Below are 13,934 nucleotides of genomic sequence, written 5' to 3' on the forward strand. Positions count from 1 at the left end.
GGCCCCGGGGTAGTCCGTATCAGATGGGTCGCCGGACAGGGCCGGTGACGACCCATTTGACATGGACTACCGAGAGGTGGGGGGTGGTCGGTCGGGAGGAGCGGCCGCTCAGCCGTGGTGGGGCGGGACCTGCTCGCGGTACCAGTCGTCGCCCTTGCCGGTCTGCGCGCCGCGGTCGCGGTCGTCGCTGGTCTGCTCGGGCAGGCCCTCGCCGAAGACCGCCGCGAGCCGCTGCCGGCGCTTCCACTCGGGCTCGGGCGCCGCCTGCTCCGCGGGAGCAGGCTGGTCGCCGTCGTCCGCTGGGGTCACGCGCACACCCCGAAGATGTTGTCCTCGGTGTCGGTGGGCGCCTCGGTGGTGGGGTTGTCGGACGGCGACGGGCTCTGCGACGGCGTCTGGCTCGGGGTCTCCGACGGGGTCTCGGACGGGGTCTCGCTGGGGGTCTCCGACGGCGTGGCGGACGGCGACTCCGACGGGGTGTCGGCCGGACCGGCCGCGACCGACGTGCCCTTGAGGAGGTTCGGCGGGATCACCTTGTCGGCCGCGATCAGCTTCCAGATCTGGTCGGCGGCCGGCGTCCAGTAGACCTTGCCGCTGAACTCGCCGCCCACGGGGAAGTAGGCAGTCGGCAGGGTGATGAACTTGATCTTGTCGAGGCCGATGCCCTGCAGCTGCATGGCGACCTTGCCGAGGCGTCCGACGTTGGCGAACTCCGCGTCGGTGGTCAGGCCCTGGGTCGCCGCGTTGAGGAACTTCACGACCTTGTCGAGGCGGGTCAGCGTGCCGGCCGACTTGACCTTGGTGACCAGGGCCCCGATGAACTCCTGCTGGCGACGGATGCGGGAGATGTCGTTCTGCTGGATCTTCTCACCGACGTAGCGGGCCCGGACGTAGTCGAGCGCCTCGTCGCCGGTGAGGACCGAGGGGTCACCCTTCGGCACGAAGATCTGGCGGGGCTTGTCGACGATGTCCTCGGGCACGCACACCGGGACGCCGCCGACGGCGTCGACCATGCTGCCGAAGCTGGCGAAGTCGACCACGACGAAGTGCTCGACCCGGATGCCCGTGTCCTGCTCGAGCTGGGCGAGGGTGCAGACCGGACCGCCGACGCTGTAGGCCGCGTTCCACATCACGTTGCTGGCAGCGTCGCCGTTGCAGCCGTCGCCCGGCCTGTCCACGATGGAGTCGCGCGGGATCGAGACGGCGTACGCCCGGGAGCGGTCGGCCGACAGGTGCACGAGGATCGTGGTGTCGGAGCCGCCACCGCTCTCCTGGTCGATGTCGTTGCCAGCGCCCTCGCGGGAGTCGGAGCCCATGACGAGGATGTCGAGCGGCTCGCCGTTGCCCTTGTAGACCTCCTCGGGACGGTCCCCGAGGTCACCGATGTCGATGCTCTCGATGTTGCCGTTGAGGTGGCGGATGAAGTAGACCGTGCTGAGGCCGGTGACCAGCGCGAGCACCACGACGGTGATCAGGATGACCCGTCCGACGGTGTGCTTGCGGGCGGCCTTGCCGCGGCGCTTGGGCGCGGAGTCGTGGGGCTCGGTCTCCGGGGATGCCGGGGACTCCGGGCGCGACTCATCGGACACGGGGCCCACCTTGGTGCTCGAGGGACAGAACTGACCGCACCCGAACCTACTTCACCCAGGCAACATCGACCCCCTTGTCGGCGCGTCTTGTCACCGCCTACGGGCGTCGAGCAGACCGATGAACTCGTCGGCCATGGCGAGCTGGCGCTCGAGCCTCGCGCGCCGGGCGGTCGCGTCGTCGGCGACTGCAGCCAGGCGCTCACGAGCCGCCGCGAGGTCGGCAGTGGGGGCGTCGGGGTCGTCGAGCACCTCGATGTCGGCCATGACCGCCTTCATCTCCTCGATGCTGAACCCCAGCGGCTTCATCCGGCGGATCACGAGGATCTTGTCGACGTCGTCGTCGGTGTAGAGCCGGAAGCCGCCGTCGGTGCGCCCCGAGGGCCGCAGCAGCCCGACCTCCTCCCAGTGGCGCAGGCTGCGCAGGGACAGCTCGGTGCGTGTGGCGACCTCGCCGATGTGCATCGTCGCCCGCTCGCTCATCCCTGCTCCCTCGATCCCAACCCTACCCTCACGTGAGGGTAGGGTTGCTCCGCGTGCCTGTGACCACCCCATCGTCCCCGACGCCCCCCTCCGACGTGACGTCGGTGCGCGCGGCGCTCCGCTCCCCCGCCCGCCTGCGCACCGAGGTGCTGGCCGGGCTGGTGGTGGCGCTGGCGCTCATCCCCGAGGCGATCTCGTTCTCGATCATCGCCGGCGTCGACCCGCGGGTGGGGCTGTTCGCCTCCTTCACGATGGCGGTCTCCATCGCGGTGCTCGGCGGGCGTCCGGCGATGATCTCGGCCGCCACCGGCGCGGTGGCGCTGGTCGTCGCACCCGTGGTGCGCGACCACGGGCTCGACTTCCTCGTGGCGACGGTGCTCCTGGGCGGCGCGATCCAGGTCGTGCTCGCCCTGCTCGGCGTTGCCCGGCTGATGCGCTTCGTGCCGCGCCAGGTGATGGTCGGCTTCGTCAACGCACTGGCGATCCTCATCCTCACCGCACAGCTCCCCCACCTCGTGGACGTGCCGTGGGCGGTCTACCCGATGGTCGCCGTCGGCATCGCGGTCATCGTCGGCCTGCCGCGCCTGACGACGGCCGTGCCGGCGCCGCTCGTCGCGATCGTGCTGCTCACCGCCTTCGCCCTGGCGACGGGCACGGGCGTGCCGGACGTCGGCGACGAGGGCCGGCTGCCCGACAGCCTGCCGACGCTCGGGCTGCCGGACGTCCCGTGGACGCTCGAGACGCTGCGCGTCATCGCTCCGTACGCCGTCGCGATGGCGCTGGTCGGCCTGCTCGAGTCGCTGCTGACCGCCACGCTGGTCGACGACATCACCGACACCCCCTCCGACAAGAACCGCGAGGCGTGGGGCCAGGGCGGCGCGAACCTCGTCACCGGGCTCTTCGGCGGCATGGGCGGCTGCGCGATGATCGGGCAGACGATGATCAACGTGAAGGCCTCCGGGGCGCGGACCCGGCTCTCGACCTTCCTGGCCGGGGTGTTCCTGCTGGTGCTGGTGGTCGGGTTCGGCGACGTGGTCGCGCTGATCCCCATGGCCGCGCTGGTGGCGGTGATGGTGATGGTCTCGGTCGGCACCTTCGACTGGCACTCGGTGCGCCCCGCGACGCTGCGCCGGATGCCGCGCTCGGAGACCGCCGTGATGGTGGCGACCGTCGTGGTCACGGTCGCGACCCACAACCTGGCGATCGGCGTCGGCGTCGGGGTGCTGACCGCGATGACGCTCTTCGCCCGCAGGGTGGCCCACGTGACCGAGGTGCACCGCGAGCTCGTGGAGGGCACCGACGGCGGCGCCACCGCGCTCTACCGGGTCACCGGGGAGCTGTTCTTCGCCTCCAGCAACGACCTCGCCACGCAGTTCGACTACGCCGCCGACCCCGCCCGCGTCGTCGTCGACCTGTCCGCCGCCCACGTCTGGGACGCCTCCACCGTGGCCACGCTCGACGCGATCACCACGAAGTACGCCCGCCGCGGCGCGCGGGTGGAGATCACCGGCCTCGACCCGCGGAGCGCCGAGCGCCACGAGCGGCTCTCGGGCTCGCTCCCCTCCCACTGACGCACGGTCCGCCCCCGGCTCGTGGCAGGATGCTCACCGCCGTACGACGTGCGGCACCGCCCCAGTAGCTCAGTGGATAGAGCAGCCGCCTCCTAAGCGAAAGGTCGCAAGTTCGACTCTTGCCTGGGGCACGGACGCGGAAGGAGCCACCCCATGTGCCGACCGACCACCTGCAGGGCCTGCGGCAGGACCACCTGGGCCGGGTGCGGCCAGCACGTCGCCGACGTCAGGGCGATGGTGCCGAGCGACCAGTGGTGCAACGGCCAGCACACCGACGCCGAGAAGGCGGCCGCGAAGGCAGCGCGCGGCACCGGCGGCTCGTTCCTGTCGAGGCTCCTCGGCCGCTGAGCCCGGCCCGCGACGCCGCCGTCCGTCCGGCCGGACCGTGCCGTTTCGAGGCGCTGCGTCGTTGGACGTCGTACATTCCGACGCGGGGCGCGCAGGGGCCGCGCCGAGAGGAGCAGGGGCGGTGACGATGCGGATCCCGATCTGGGTGTGGTTCGCGCCGAGCGCCGCCTTCATCGTGTTCACGGGCGTCGGCAGCACCCTCGTCGACCCGACCACGCTCCCGTCGTGGGCCGTGGCCGGCATGCTGGCCACGGTCGCGGGCTCCGGCGCGGTCGCCGTGGTGGGCGAGCGGGCGCAGTGGCGCGCGACCCGGTGGGTGGTGCCGCTGGTGCTGCTGGCCTCGACGGCCTTCGTGCACGGCTCCGACGGCGCCTCGATCGGCTCCTCCTTCCTAGTGACCGGGATGCCTGCGGGCTGGATGGGCTTCGAGCTCGGCGGCCGGGGAGCCGCCGCCGCCATCGCAGCGATGTGGGCGGTCGCGTCGACGCCGTACGTCGCGGGGCAGGCCTACACCCGCGACAGGCTGCAGCGGTGGGACGACGTCGTCGCGCTCGTCGGCCTCACCACGATGGTCCTGCTGACCTGGTACGCCGGACGCATCCTGCGGCGCGCCGAGACCGAGCTCGTGGCGCGCGGTCGGCGGCTGGAGCACGAGGTCGCCACGACCCGCGCCGTCTTCGACTCGGTCGACGCCGCGATCGTGGTGCTCCTCCCCGACGACCACGTCCTCCTCAACGCGCCCGCCACCGCGCTCGGCCACGGCCTGGAGGTGCGGCCGGAGCCGGCGCAGCAGGACGTCGTGCCGTCGACGTGGGAGGTCGTGGGCGCGGACGGGGTGACGGTGGCGGCGCCCGCCGACCAGGCGCTGCTGCGCGCCCGGCGCGGCGAGGAGTTCACGGGCCTCGTGCAGTGGACCGGCCCGCACGACGACCGGCGCGCGATGGTCTGCAGCGCGCGACGCATCGTCCGGGACGACGATGCCTCCGACGGAGCCGCCCACGATGCCGCTGACGAGGTGGTCGGCACGGTGTTCGTCGCGTGGGACGCCACCGACGCGCTCGACGCCGCCCGCGTGCGCGACGAGTTCCTCGGCACGATCACCCACGAGCTGCGCACGCCCCTCACCGCGATCCTGGGCTACCTCGACCTGCACCACGAGCTCGAGCAGGAGCAGGGCCGGGACGGCGGCGACGCGCCGACGTACCTGGACGGGGTGCGGCGCAACGTGCGTGCCCTGGCCGACCACATCGAGGACCTGCTGGTCACCGCCCAGCCCGCGGAGCTCCGCACCGCCGAGGTCGACGTCGTGGCGGTCGCCCGGGCCGCGGTCGACGCGGCCAGCGCCCGCGCCTGCGCCGCGGGCCTCACGCTGTCCCTCGAGGGCCCCGAGAGCCTGCCGACCGTCGCCCACGCCGACGCGCTGCGCCAGGTGCTCGACCACCTCCTCGACAACGCGGTCGCCAGCACGAGGTCCGGTGGCGTGACGGTGGAGGTCAGCCCGTGGTCACCGGCCTTCGCCAGCGACCGGCCGTGCGGGCGCGGCTTCACCGTCGCCGTCACCGACACGGGCATCGGGCTCAGCGAGCACGAGCTGAGCCGCGTCTTCGACCGCTTCTACCGCACCGAGGCGTCGGTCCGGAGCGTGTCGCCGGGGCTGGGCATGGGCCTGGCCGCCGCCAAGCAGCTGGTCGCCGCGCAGGGCGGGACCATCACCGCACAGAGCACGCCGGGGCAGGGGTCGCGCTTCCTGGTGACCATCCCGGGTCCGCGCGACTGACCGCGCCTCAGGCGACGACCTCGAACGAGATGCCGGCCGCCTGCAGCCGGGCCAGCAGCGCGTCGCCCATCGCCTGGGCGGGTGTCACCTGGCCGGCCGTGGCCGGGTTGTCGTCGAGCGCGAGGCACAGCGCTGCCTCCGACAGCATCTTCGCGGTCTCGGTGTAGCCCGGGTCGCCACCCGACACGCGCGTGTGCACGGTCTGGCCGCCCGCCTCGCCGACGAGGTCGACGGTGAACCACGACCGCTCGCGCTTCGCCTCGTCGGGGCCCGACCCCTGCGGCACCTTGCCCTTGAGGAAGTCGCGCACCGGGCCCACCTGCGCGGCGAGCGACAGCGCGCCCACGCCGACCGCACCCGCGGCGGCGTACCGGAGCGTCTTCGTGCCGGCCCAGTGCGAGTAGCGGAACTCGGGGCCGTACGCCTCGAGCGCGGCACCGCTGCGCGCGACGACGACCGGGTCGATGGTGGGCAGCGGGAGCAGCCACCAGCCGAGCAGCGGGTCGCGGTGCGGCCGGCCCCCGACCGAGCGCGACGAGCGCCCCTCCGGACGCCCCTCCGCGCGGCGCCGCTCGGCGTACGCCTTCTTCATCTCCCGCGCGCGGGAGAACTGGTCGAGAGCGGAGTGGAAGGTGCCGCCGGAGAAGGTGCCGCCGGAGCGGACCACGCCGCGCACCTTCATCGGCACGTCGGAGGGCAGCTGCTGGACGGTGAAGTACGCGCCGAGGTCGTGCGGGACGGAGTCGAAGCCGCACGCGTGCACCAGCCGCGCGCCGGTGCGCTCGGCCGTGCGGTGGTGCTGGAGGTACATCCGGTCGACGAACTCCGGCTCGCCGGTGAGGTCGAGGTAGTCGGTGCCGGCCTCGGCGCACGCGGCGACCAGCGGGGCACCGTGCTGGAGGTAGGGCCCGATGGTCGTGGCCACGACGCGGGTGCGGCGCGCGACGTCGGCCAGCGCCGCGTCGTCGGTCGAGTCGGCGACGAGGACCTCGACGTCGACGCCGAGGCGCTCGCGCACGGCGGCCAGCTTGTCGGCGTTGCGGCCGGCGATCGCCCACCGCAGGTCGGCCGGCGCGTGGGCGGCGAGGTAGTCGGCGGTGAGGCCGCCGGTGAAGCCGGTGGCGCCGAAGAGCACCAGGTCCAGCTCGCGATCGAGCTCACGGTCACGGCCGGGGTCGCGGGGGTCGCTCATCGCGCCATCGTGCCACGCTCGACCACCCCCTCCGGGGCGGCCGGCGGCGTACGCTCGAGGCATGTGCCGCAACATCCGCCCCCTCAACAACTTCGCGCCGCCGGCCACCCGCGACGAGGTCACGGCCGCCGCGCTGCAGTACGTCCGCAAGGTCGCCGGCACCACCAAGCCGTCGCAGGCCAACGAGGAGGCGTTCAACGCCGCCGTGCGGGAGATCGCCCACATCACCCAGCACCTGCTCGACGACCTGGTGACCACCGCGCCACCGAAGAACCGGGAGGTCGAGGTCGAGAAGGCGCGCGCCCGGGCGCGGGTGCGGTACGGCGCGTGACGCTCCGCTCGGCCTACGACGACCTCCCGGCCGAGGCGTCCGCGCCTGCCGCGACCGACCCCGCGCTGGTCGACGAGGCCCTCGACCTGCTCTCCTCGCGGCCCCTGGTGGTGCTCACCGGCGCCGGGCTGTCGACCGACTCGGGCATCCCCGACTACCGCGGCCCCGGGGCGCCGGTGCGGGCGCCGATGACCTACCAGGAGTTCGTCGCGACGCCCGAGGCGCAGCAGCGCTACTGGGCGCGCAGCCACCTCGGCTGGCAGCGGATGGGCAGGGCGCTGCCCAACGACGGCCACCGCGCGCTCGCCCGGCTCGACCCCGAGCTGCTGATCACCCAGAACGTCGACGGCCTGCACGAGGCCGCCGGGTCGCGGCGCGTGGTCGCGCTGCACGGCCGGGTCTCGGAGGTCGTGTGCCTGTCCTGCCGCACGACGTCCTCGCGCGCCGACCTCGAGCGCGAGCTCGACGCGCTCAACCCCGGCTGGTTGGAGCGGCACGGGTGGGCCGAGACGCGTCCCGACGGCGACGTCGACCTCGACGACACCGCCGACTTCGTCGTGCCGCGCTGCGGCTGCGGCGGACCGCTCAAGCCGCACGTCGTGTTCTTCGGCGAGAACGTCCCGCCCGAGCGGGTCGCCCGCTGCTACGCCGCGGTCGAGGCGCTCGGCACCGAGGGTGCGCTGCTGGTCGCGGGCTCGTCGCTGACCGTGATGAGCGGGCTGCGGTTCGTCAAGCGCGCGGCTGCCGGGGGCACCCCGGTGGTCGTGGTGAACCGTGGGTCGACCCGCGGCGACGCCCTGGCGACGTACAAGCTCGAGGTGGGGTGCAGCGAGTTCCTGACCCGGCTCGCCGCCCGCGGCGCGGGTGCGCATCCCCTCTCGGGTTCCCCCGCCTAGCCGGGGTTCTCCGAGGTTCTGGGGGTTTGCAAACCCCGAGAACCGCGAGCTCCCCCGCCTAGCCGGGGGAACCCGACGACACCAGATTGGGGGCGGGGCGAGGGGACCCCGGGAACGTCAGCGGCGCACGAAGATGTGCTCGGCGGCCTCCGCGACGAGCTCGGCGCTCTCGCCGCCGGAGCCGATCAGGATGCCCTCGTCGGTGCGGGCGATGGTGACCGTGCGACCGGGCAGGGCGCCGACGCGGCGCAGCAGGCCCATCAGCTCCTCGTCCTTCTGCATCTCCTCCGAGATCCGCTTCACGTGGACCATCTGGTCCTCGCTCCCGGCGGCGGCCGAGAGCGGCTCGACGTCGGTCATGAACTCCTCCGAGAGCCGGTCGCCGAGCTCGTCGAGACCGGGGATCGGGTTGCCGTAGGGCGACTCGGTCGGGTGGTCGAGCAGCTCGAGGAGACGGCGCTCGACGTTCTCGGAGATCACGTGCTCCCAGCGGCACGCCTCGGCGTGCACCAGCTCCCAGTCGAGGCCGATGACGTCGGTGAGCAGGCGCTCGGCGAGGCGGTGCTTGCGCATCACGCGGGTCGCCAGCCGGCTGCCCTCCTCGGTCAGCTCGAGGTGGCGGTCGCCCTGCACGGTCAGCAGCCCGTCGCGCTCCATCCGGGCGACCGTCTGCGACACCGTCGGTCCGGACTGGTGCAGGCGCTCGGCGATCCGGGCGCGCAACGGCACGATCCCCTCCTCCACGAGCTCGTAGATCGTGCGGAGGTACATCTCGGTGGTGTCGATGAGGTCACTCACGAGGATCATTGTTCCCCATCCGGCAACCACCGCCGCCTCCCCGACCCACCCCGGCTCGACCCCGGCCCCATCAGGACCCCGCCACGCCCCCGGCACCCGGGCGGGCTCTGGCACAGTGAGCCGGGTGACCGAGCTCATCGTCCCCCGACGCTTCTGCGGACCGCCCGACTCGGGCAACGGCGGCTGGACCGCGGGAGCGCTCGCCGCCCTCGACGAGACCGACTCCCCCGGCGACCACACCGACCACTGGCCGGTGGTCGAGGTGTCCCTGCGCAGGCCGCCGCCGCTGGACACCCCGATGCCGGTGACCGTCGAGGACGGCGTCTGGTCGGCGCGCGCGGGTGACGACGTCGTCGCGACCGCCCGCCGCGCCGACGCGGCGCTGGTCGAGGTGGAGCCGGTCGGACCCGACGAGGCGGCGGTCGCCGAGGCGGCGTACCCCGGGCTGTCCTTCCATCCCTTCCCCACCTGCGTGGTGTGCGGCACCGCCCGCGAGGAGGGCGACGGGCTGCGCGTGTTCCCCGGCCCGGTGGACCGCAGCGCGGGCGGCGACCGCGTCGCGGCGACCTGGACGCCCCACGTGAGCCTCGCCGAGGACTGGCACACCTACGCCGACGACCTGCGCCGCGCCTCGGTCGCCGCGACGTGGGCCGCGCTCGACTGCATCGGCGGCTGGGCGGGCGACCTCACCGAGCGGCTGATGGTGCTGGGCCGGATGACGGCCCGGGTCGACGACCTGCCCGTGGTCGGCGAGCGCCACGTCGTCGTCGGCGAGGGCCGCGGGCAGGACGGGCGCAAGACCTTCACCGCCGCGACGCTGTACGACGCCGACGGGCGCGTCGTGGCGACCGCGGAGCACACCTGGATCGCCGTGGACCCGGCGCTGTTCGGTGGCCGGAGGCCGACCGGCGGTTGACCGGCGCCCCGAAGATGTTGGAAGAATGGGCGACATGGCTGATTTGAACGATCCAAAGACGTACTGGTGGCGCAACGCGGTCGTCTACCAGATCTACGTCCGCAGCTTCGCGGACAGCGACGGCGACGGCGTCGGCGACCTGCCCGGCATCACCTCGCGGCTGCCGCACCTCGCGGACCTCGGGGTGGACGCGCTGTGGATCACGCCGTTCTACACCTCCCCGCAGCACGACCACGGCTACGACGTCGCCGACTACCGCGACGTCGACCCGCTCTTCGGCCAGCTGTCCGACGCCGACGACCTCATCTCCCGGGCCCACGAGCTCGGCTTGCGCGTCGTGGTCGACCTCGTGCCCAACCACACCTCGAACGAGCACGAGTGGTTCAAGGCTGCTCTCGCCGCCGGACCGGGCAGCCCCGAGCGCGCCCGCTACCTCTTCCGCGACGCCCCCGAGGGCGAGCTGCCCAACAACTGGAGCTCGGTCTTCGGCGGTCCCGCCTGGACCCAGGTCGACGACGGCCAGTGGTACCTCCACCTCTTCGACTCCACACAGCCCGACCTCGACTGGCGCAACCCCGAGGTCCCGGAGATGTTCGAGGACGTGCTGCGCTTCTGGCTCGACCGCGGCGTCGACGGCTTCCGCGTCGACGTGGCGCACGGCCTGTTCAAGGAGGCGAGCCTGCGCGACCAGGTCGTCCCCGAGGGGACGACCACGTCCAGCGACGCCCACGAGATGATCGAGCGGTCGCTGAACGACGAGCCGATGTGGGACCAGCCCGAGGTGCACGACGTGTACCGCGCGTGGAACCGGGTCCTCGACGAGGCCGGCCCCGACCGGATGGCGGTCGCCGAGGCCTGGACGCAGACCCCCGAGTCGATGGCGCGGTTCGTCCGGCCCGACGAGCTCGACCAGGCCTTCAACTTCGCCTGGCTGCTCGCCGACTGGTCGGCCGAGTCGTTCGCCGGCGTCATCACCGACACGCTCGCGGCCGTCGCGCCGGTCGGCGCCTCGCCGACGTGGGTGCTGAGCAACCACGACGTGGTGCGCCACGTGACCCGCTACGGCGGCGGCGTGCAGGGCCTGGCCCGCGCCCGCGCGGCGACGCTGACGATGCTGGCGCTGCCCGGCTCGAGCTACCTCTACCAGGGCGAGGAGCTCGGCCTGGAGCAGGTCGACGTGGCGCCGGAGTTCCGCCAGGACCCCTCCTACCTCCGCACCGGAGAGGTCGGCCGCGACGGCTGCCGCGTCCCGATGCCGTGGAGCGGCGACGCCGCGCCGTACGGCTTCGGCCCGGGCACGGCGCAGCCGTGGCTGCCGCAGCCCGAGGGCTGGGAGGCCCTGACGGTCGAGGCGCAGACCGGCGTGGAGGACTCGACGCTGGAGTTCTACCGCGCCGCCCTCCGCGCCCGCCGGGAGTTCGCCTGGACCGCCGGCGCCGACGTGACCCTGGTCGACCTCGGCGACGACGTGCTGGCCTTCACCCGCGGGCCGATCACGGTCGTGCTCAACTGCGGCGACAGCCCGGTCGAGCTGCCGGAGGGCGACCTGCTGCTGGCCAGCAGCCCCCTCGAGGGCAGCAAGCTCCCCGGCGACACAGCCGCCTGGCTCCGCCGCTGACGCCGGTCCCCCGGTAGTTCCGTATCAAATGGGTCCCCCAGCCAGCGGCTGAGGGACCCATTTGATACGGACTACCCGGGGGGTCAGTCCTTGGCGAGGGCCAGGTTGTACGCCGCCAGCTGGCGGGCGAACGTGGCGAGCTCCTCGTCGGACCAGTCGGCGAGCCGCTCGTCGAAGCGGTCGCGCCGCTGACGGCTCATCTCGTCGAGCCGGGCGCGGCCCTCGTCGGTGGCGTCGAGCAGGATCGCGCGGCGGTCCTCGGGGTCGGGCTTGCGCTCGACGAGCCCGAGGTCCACCAACGCCTGCACCTGCCGGCTCACGCCGCCCTTGTCCATGCCGAAGGCGTCGGACAGGTCCGCGCCGCGCTGCGGCCCGTGGGTGGCCAGGTGGGTGAGGATGAAGTACGTCATCGGGTGGAGCTCGGGGTGGACCTCGCGGGCCCGCTCCCCGATGACGCGCTTGACCCGTCGGATCAGGCTGCCGACCTCGGACTCGATGGCCCGGAGGTCACGGTGCCGCGCGGTGACCCCGCGGGCGGGGGTGTCGGTGGCCGTGCTCATCGCGCTCAGGCCTGCGGGGAGGCCGGGGCGACCTCGCCGACGAGCTCGTCCTCGCGCTTCACCGAGGTGCGCAGCGGGACCTCCTTGATGAAGAGCACGGCGATGAGCGCACCGATCGCGAACGGCAGGGCCACGAGGAAGATGTGACCGGTGGCGTCGCCGTACGCGCTCTCGAAGATCGCGCGGATCGGGGCGGGCAGCGTGGAGATGTCGGGCACGGCACCGGTCTGGTGGCTGACCGCGTCGGCGTACTCCGGGTGCACCTGCAGCAGCGCGGCGAGGCCGGACTTCACGGCGTCGGCGACCTGGTGGGCCAGGACGGCGCCCAGGGCGGCGATGCCGACCGAGCCGCCGAGCGAGCGGAAGAACGCGACGACCGACGAGCCGGAGCCCATGTCGGCCAGGGCGATGGTGTTCTGCACGGCGAGCACGAGGTTCTGCATCGTGGCGCCGAGGCCCAGGCCCAGGACGGCCATGAAGATGCCGGTGCGCCACAGCGGGGTGTCGGCGTCGATCGTCGACAGCAGGCCGATGCCGAGGATGACGGCGACCATGCCGCCGACGAGCCAGCGCTTCCACACGCCGGTGGCCGAGATGATCCGGCCGCTGAGGATGCTGGAGACGAGCAGGCCGCCGACCATGCAGATCGACATCAGGCCGGCCTCGGTGGGGCTCATGTCCTTGGCGCGCTGGAAGTAGAGGCTGAGGTAGACCGTCGAGCCGAACATCGCGACGCCGATCAGCACCGACGCGACGGTGGCGAGGGTGAGGGTGCGGTCCTTGAAGAGGCGCAGCGGGATGACCGGGTCCTTGGCGACGTTGGCCTCGACGTGGATCGCGGCGGCGGTCACGACGACCGCGGCGACGACGAGCAGCGCGCTGGTCCAGGAGATCCAGTCGAAGTTGATGCCGCCGAGGGAGACCCAGATGAGCAGGATCGAGACGCCACCGACGAGCAGGAAGGCGCCGAGGTAGTCGATGGTGACCTCGCGCTTGACCACCGGCAGGCGCAGCGTCTTCTGCAGCACGACGAAGGCGAGGGCCGCGACCGGGAGCCCGGCGAAGAAGCACCAGCGCCAGCCGACCGTGTCGACCAGCACGCCGCCGACCAGCGGGCCGCTGACCGTGGCGAGGGCGAAGACGGCGCCGATGTAGCCGCTGTAGCGGCCGCGCTCGCGCGGGGAGACCATCGAGGCGATGACGACCTGCACCAGCGCGGTGAGGCCGCCGACGCCGAGGCCCTGGACGACGCGGGCGCCGATGAGGACCTCCATCGACGGGGCGAAGCCGGCAATGAGCGACCCGGCGGAGAAGATCACCAGCGCCGACTGCACGAGCAGCTTCTTGTCGAAGAGGTCGGCGAACTTGCCCCAGATGGGCGTGGTCGCGGTCATCGCCAGCATGGTCGCGACCACGACCCAGGTGTAGCCGGTCTGGCTGCCCTCGAGGTCGGCCACGATCGTGGGGAGGGCGTTGCTGACGATGGTGCTGGACAGCATCGCGACGAACATCGCGAGGAGGAGGCCGCTGAGGGCCTCGAGCACCTCGCGGTGCGTCATCTGTCCGCCCCGCTCGGCGGAGACGGTGGGTGCCTGGGTCACGTACGTTCCTTAGGTCGAACTCGGTTGCTGATCGCAATAGTTGTGCTCCACAACTATATGTCGACACGTCGCCGAGCCCAAGCGGGCGCGGGTGAGACCCGCCCCACACCCCGGACATGCAGCGACCCGCAGGCTGCTGCCCCTCGGAGAGGGGCCCCGGCGGATGTGACCGGGAGCCTGCGGGTCGGGTGGCTGCAGTGGATTCGCCGGCAGCTGTCGGCGGACCGGGCTGCCTAGCGGGCAGCCACCTCACTCAT

The 13,934-nt window shown here is 72.9% G+C and carries 14 protein-coding genes and 1 tRNA gene; 8 read left to right on the top strand and 7 right to left on the bottom strand.

All coding sequences use genetic code 11. The annotated features are described in order from the left end of the window. Positions 1–108: 108 nt before the first annotated feature. The 3 genes from ACFFJG_RS06805 to ACFFJG_RS06815 form a co-directional block, all read right to left on the bottom strand. Positions 109–309: a hypothetical protein gene (locus ACFFJG_RS06805; RefSeq protein WP_378517844.1), complete on the bottom strand. Its 201-nt coding sequence runs from the start codon at positions 307–309 to the stop codon at positions 109–111. Further along, positions 306–1,589, bottom strand: coding sequence for an LCP family protein (locus ACFFJG_RS06810; protein ID WP_378517845.1), 1,284 nt, complete (start codon positions 1,587–1,589; stop codon positions 306–308). Before ACFFJG_RS06810 ends, ACFFJG_RS06805 begins: the two co-directional genes overlap by 4 nt. A 90-nt stretch (positions 1,590–1,679) precedes the next feature. Beyond that, a complete protein-coding gene (locus ACFFJG_RS06815) occupies positions 1,680–2,069 on the bottom strand; it encodes a MerR family transcriptional regulator (RefSeq protein WP_378517846.1) in 390 nt (129 codons plus the stop codon). 53 nt (positions 2,070–2,122) lie between these two features. Here ACFFJG_RS06815 and ACFFJG_RS06820 point away from each other — a divergent pair, with 53 nt between their 5' ends. The 4 genes from ACFFJG_RS06820 (at position 2,123) to ACFFJG_RS06835 (ending at position 5,765) form a co-directional block, all read left to right on the top strand. Continuing rightward, positions 2,123–3,640: a SulP family inorganic anion transporter gene (locus ACFFJG_RS06820; protein WP_378517847.1), complete on the top strand. Its 1,518-nt coding sequence runs from the start codon at positions 2,123–2,125 to the stop codon at positions 3,638–3,640. 58 nt (positions 3,641–3,698) lie between these two features. Beyond that, a tRNA-Arg gene (locus ACFFJG_RS06825) sits at positions 3,699–3,771 on the top strand. Positions 3,772–3,793: 22 nt separating this feature from the next. Then, complete coding sequence (locus ACFFJG_RS06830; RefSeq protein ID WP_378517848.1) at positions 3,794–3,988, top strand: DUF8730 family Cys-rich protein; 195 nt, start codon at positions 3,794–3,796, stop codon at positions 3,986–3,988. 127 nt (positions 3,989–4,115) lie between these two features. Continuing rightward, the gene (locus ACFFJG_RS06835) at positions 4,116–5,765 is read left to right on the top strand and encodes a sensor histidine kinase (protein WP_378519461.1); all 1,650 of its coding nucleotides are present in this window, start codon (positions 4,116–4,118) and stop codon (positions 5,763–5,765) included. A gap of 7 nt (positions 5,766–5,772) precedes the next feature. Here ACFFJG_RS06835 and ACFFJG_RS06840 read toward each other — a convergent pair whose 3' ends face one another. Further along, positions 5,773–6,957: a saccharopine dehydrogenase family protein gene (locus tag ACFFJG_RS06840; protein ID WP_378517849.1), complete on the bottom strand. Its 1,185-nt coding sequence runs from the start codon at positions 6,955–6,957 to the stop codon at positions 5,773–5,775. A 61-nt stretch (positions 6,958–7,018) separates the two neighbouring features. On the opposite strand from ACFFJG_RS06840, the gene ACFFJG_RS06845 reads away from it, so the two are divergent. Together ACFFJG_RS06845 and ACFFJG_RS06850 are read left to right on the top strand one after the other, a co-directional pair. Next, positions 7,019–7,288 (top strand): DUF2277 domain-containing protein, encoded by a 270-nt coding sequence (locus ACFFJG_RS06845; RefSeq protein WP_378517850.1) that lies wholly within the window; start codon positions 7,019–7,021, stop codon positions 7,286–7,288. Beyond that, positions 7,285–8,184, top strand: coding sequence for a Sir2 family NAD-dependent protein deacetylase (locus ACFFJG_RS06850; RefSeq protein ID WP_378517851.1), 900 nt, complete (start codon positions 7,285–7,287; stop codon positions 8,182–8,184). The genes ACFFJG_RS06845 and ACFFJG_RS06850 overlap by 4 nt, the downstream gene beginning before the upstream one ends. A 117-nt stretch (positions 8,185–8,301) precedes the next feature. Here ACFFJG_RS06850 and ACFFJG_RS06855 read toward each other — a convergent pair whose 3' ends face one another. Then, positions 8,302–8,982: an iron-dependent transcriptional repressor DtxR gene (locus tag ACFFJG_RS06855; RefSeq protein ID WP_378517852.1), complete on the bottom strand. Its 681-nt coding sequence runs from the start codon at positions 8,980–8,982 to the stop codon at positions 8,302–8,304. Between the two features lie 124 nt (positions 8,983–9,106). Between ACFFJG_RS06855 and ACFFJG_RS06860 the strand changes: the two genes are divergently transcribed. After that, positions 9,107–9,898: a hotdog family protein gene (locus ACFFJG_RS06860; RefSeq protein ID WP_378517853.1), complete on the top strand. Its 792-nt coding sequence runs from the start codon at positions 9,107–9,109 to the stop codon at positions 9,896–9,898. A gap of 34 nt (positions 9,899–9,932) precedes the next feature. After that, positions 9,933–11,516: a glycoside hydrolase family 13 protein gene (locus tag ACFFJG_RS06865; RefSeq protein WP_378517854.1), complete on the top strand. Its 1,584-nt coding sequence runs from the start codon at positions 9,933–9,935 to the stop codon at positions 11,514–11,516. A gap of 83 nt (positions 11,517–11,599) precedes the next feature. Here the strand turns inward: ACFFJG_RS06865 and ACFFJG_RS06870 are convergent, their stop codons facing one another. Together ACFFJG_RS06870 and ACFFJG_RS06875 are read right to left on the bottom strand one after the other, a co-directional pair. Next, positions 11,600–12,076 (bottom strand): MarR family winged helix-turn-helix transcriptional regulator, encoded by a 477-nt coding sequence (locus tag ACFFJG_RS06870; protein WP_378517855.1) that lies wholly within the window; start codon positions 12,074–12,076, stop codon positions 11,600–11,602. Positions 12,077–12,081: 5 nt separating this feature from the next. Further along, positions 12,082–13,677 (bottom strand): MDR family MFS transporter, encoded by a 1,596-nt coding sequence (locus ACFFJG_RS06875; RefSeq protein WP_378517856.1) that lies wholly within the window; start codon positions 13,675–13,677, stop codon positions 12,082–12,084. Positions 13,678–13,934 lie beyond the last annotated feature (257 nt).

This window comes from Nocardioides zeicaulis (genome assembly GCF_042432345.1).
GTDB classification, from domain to species: Bacteria; Actinomycetota; Actinomycetes; order Propionibacteriales; family Nocardioidaceae; genus Nocardioides; species Nocardioides zeicaulis.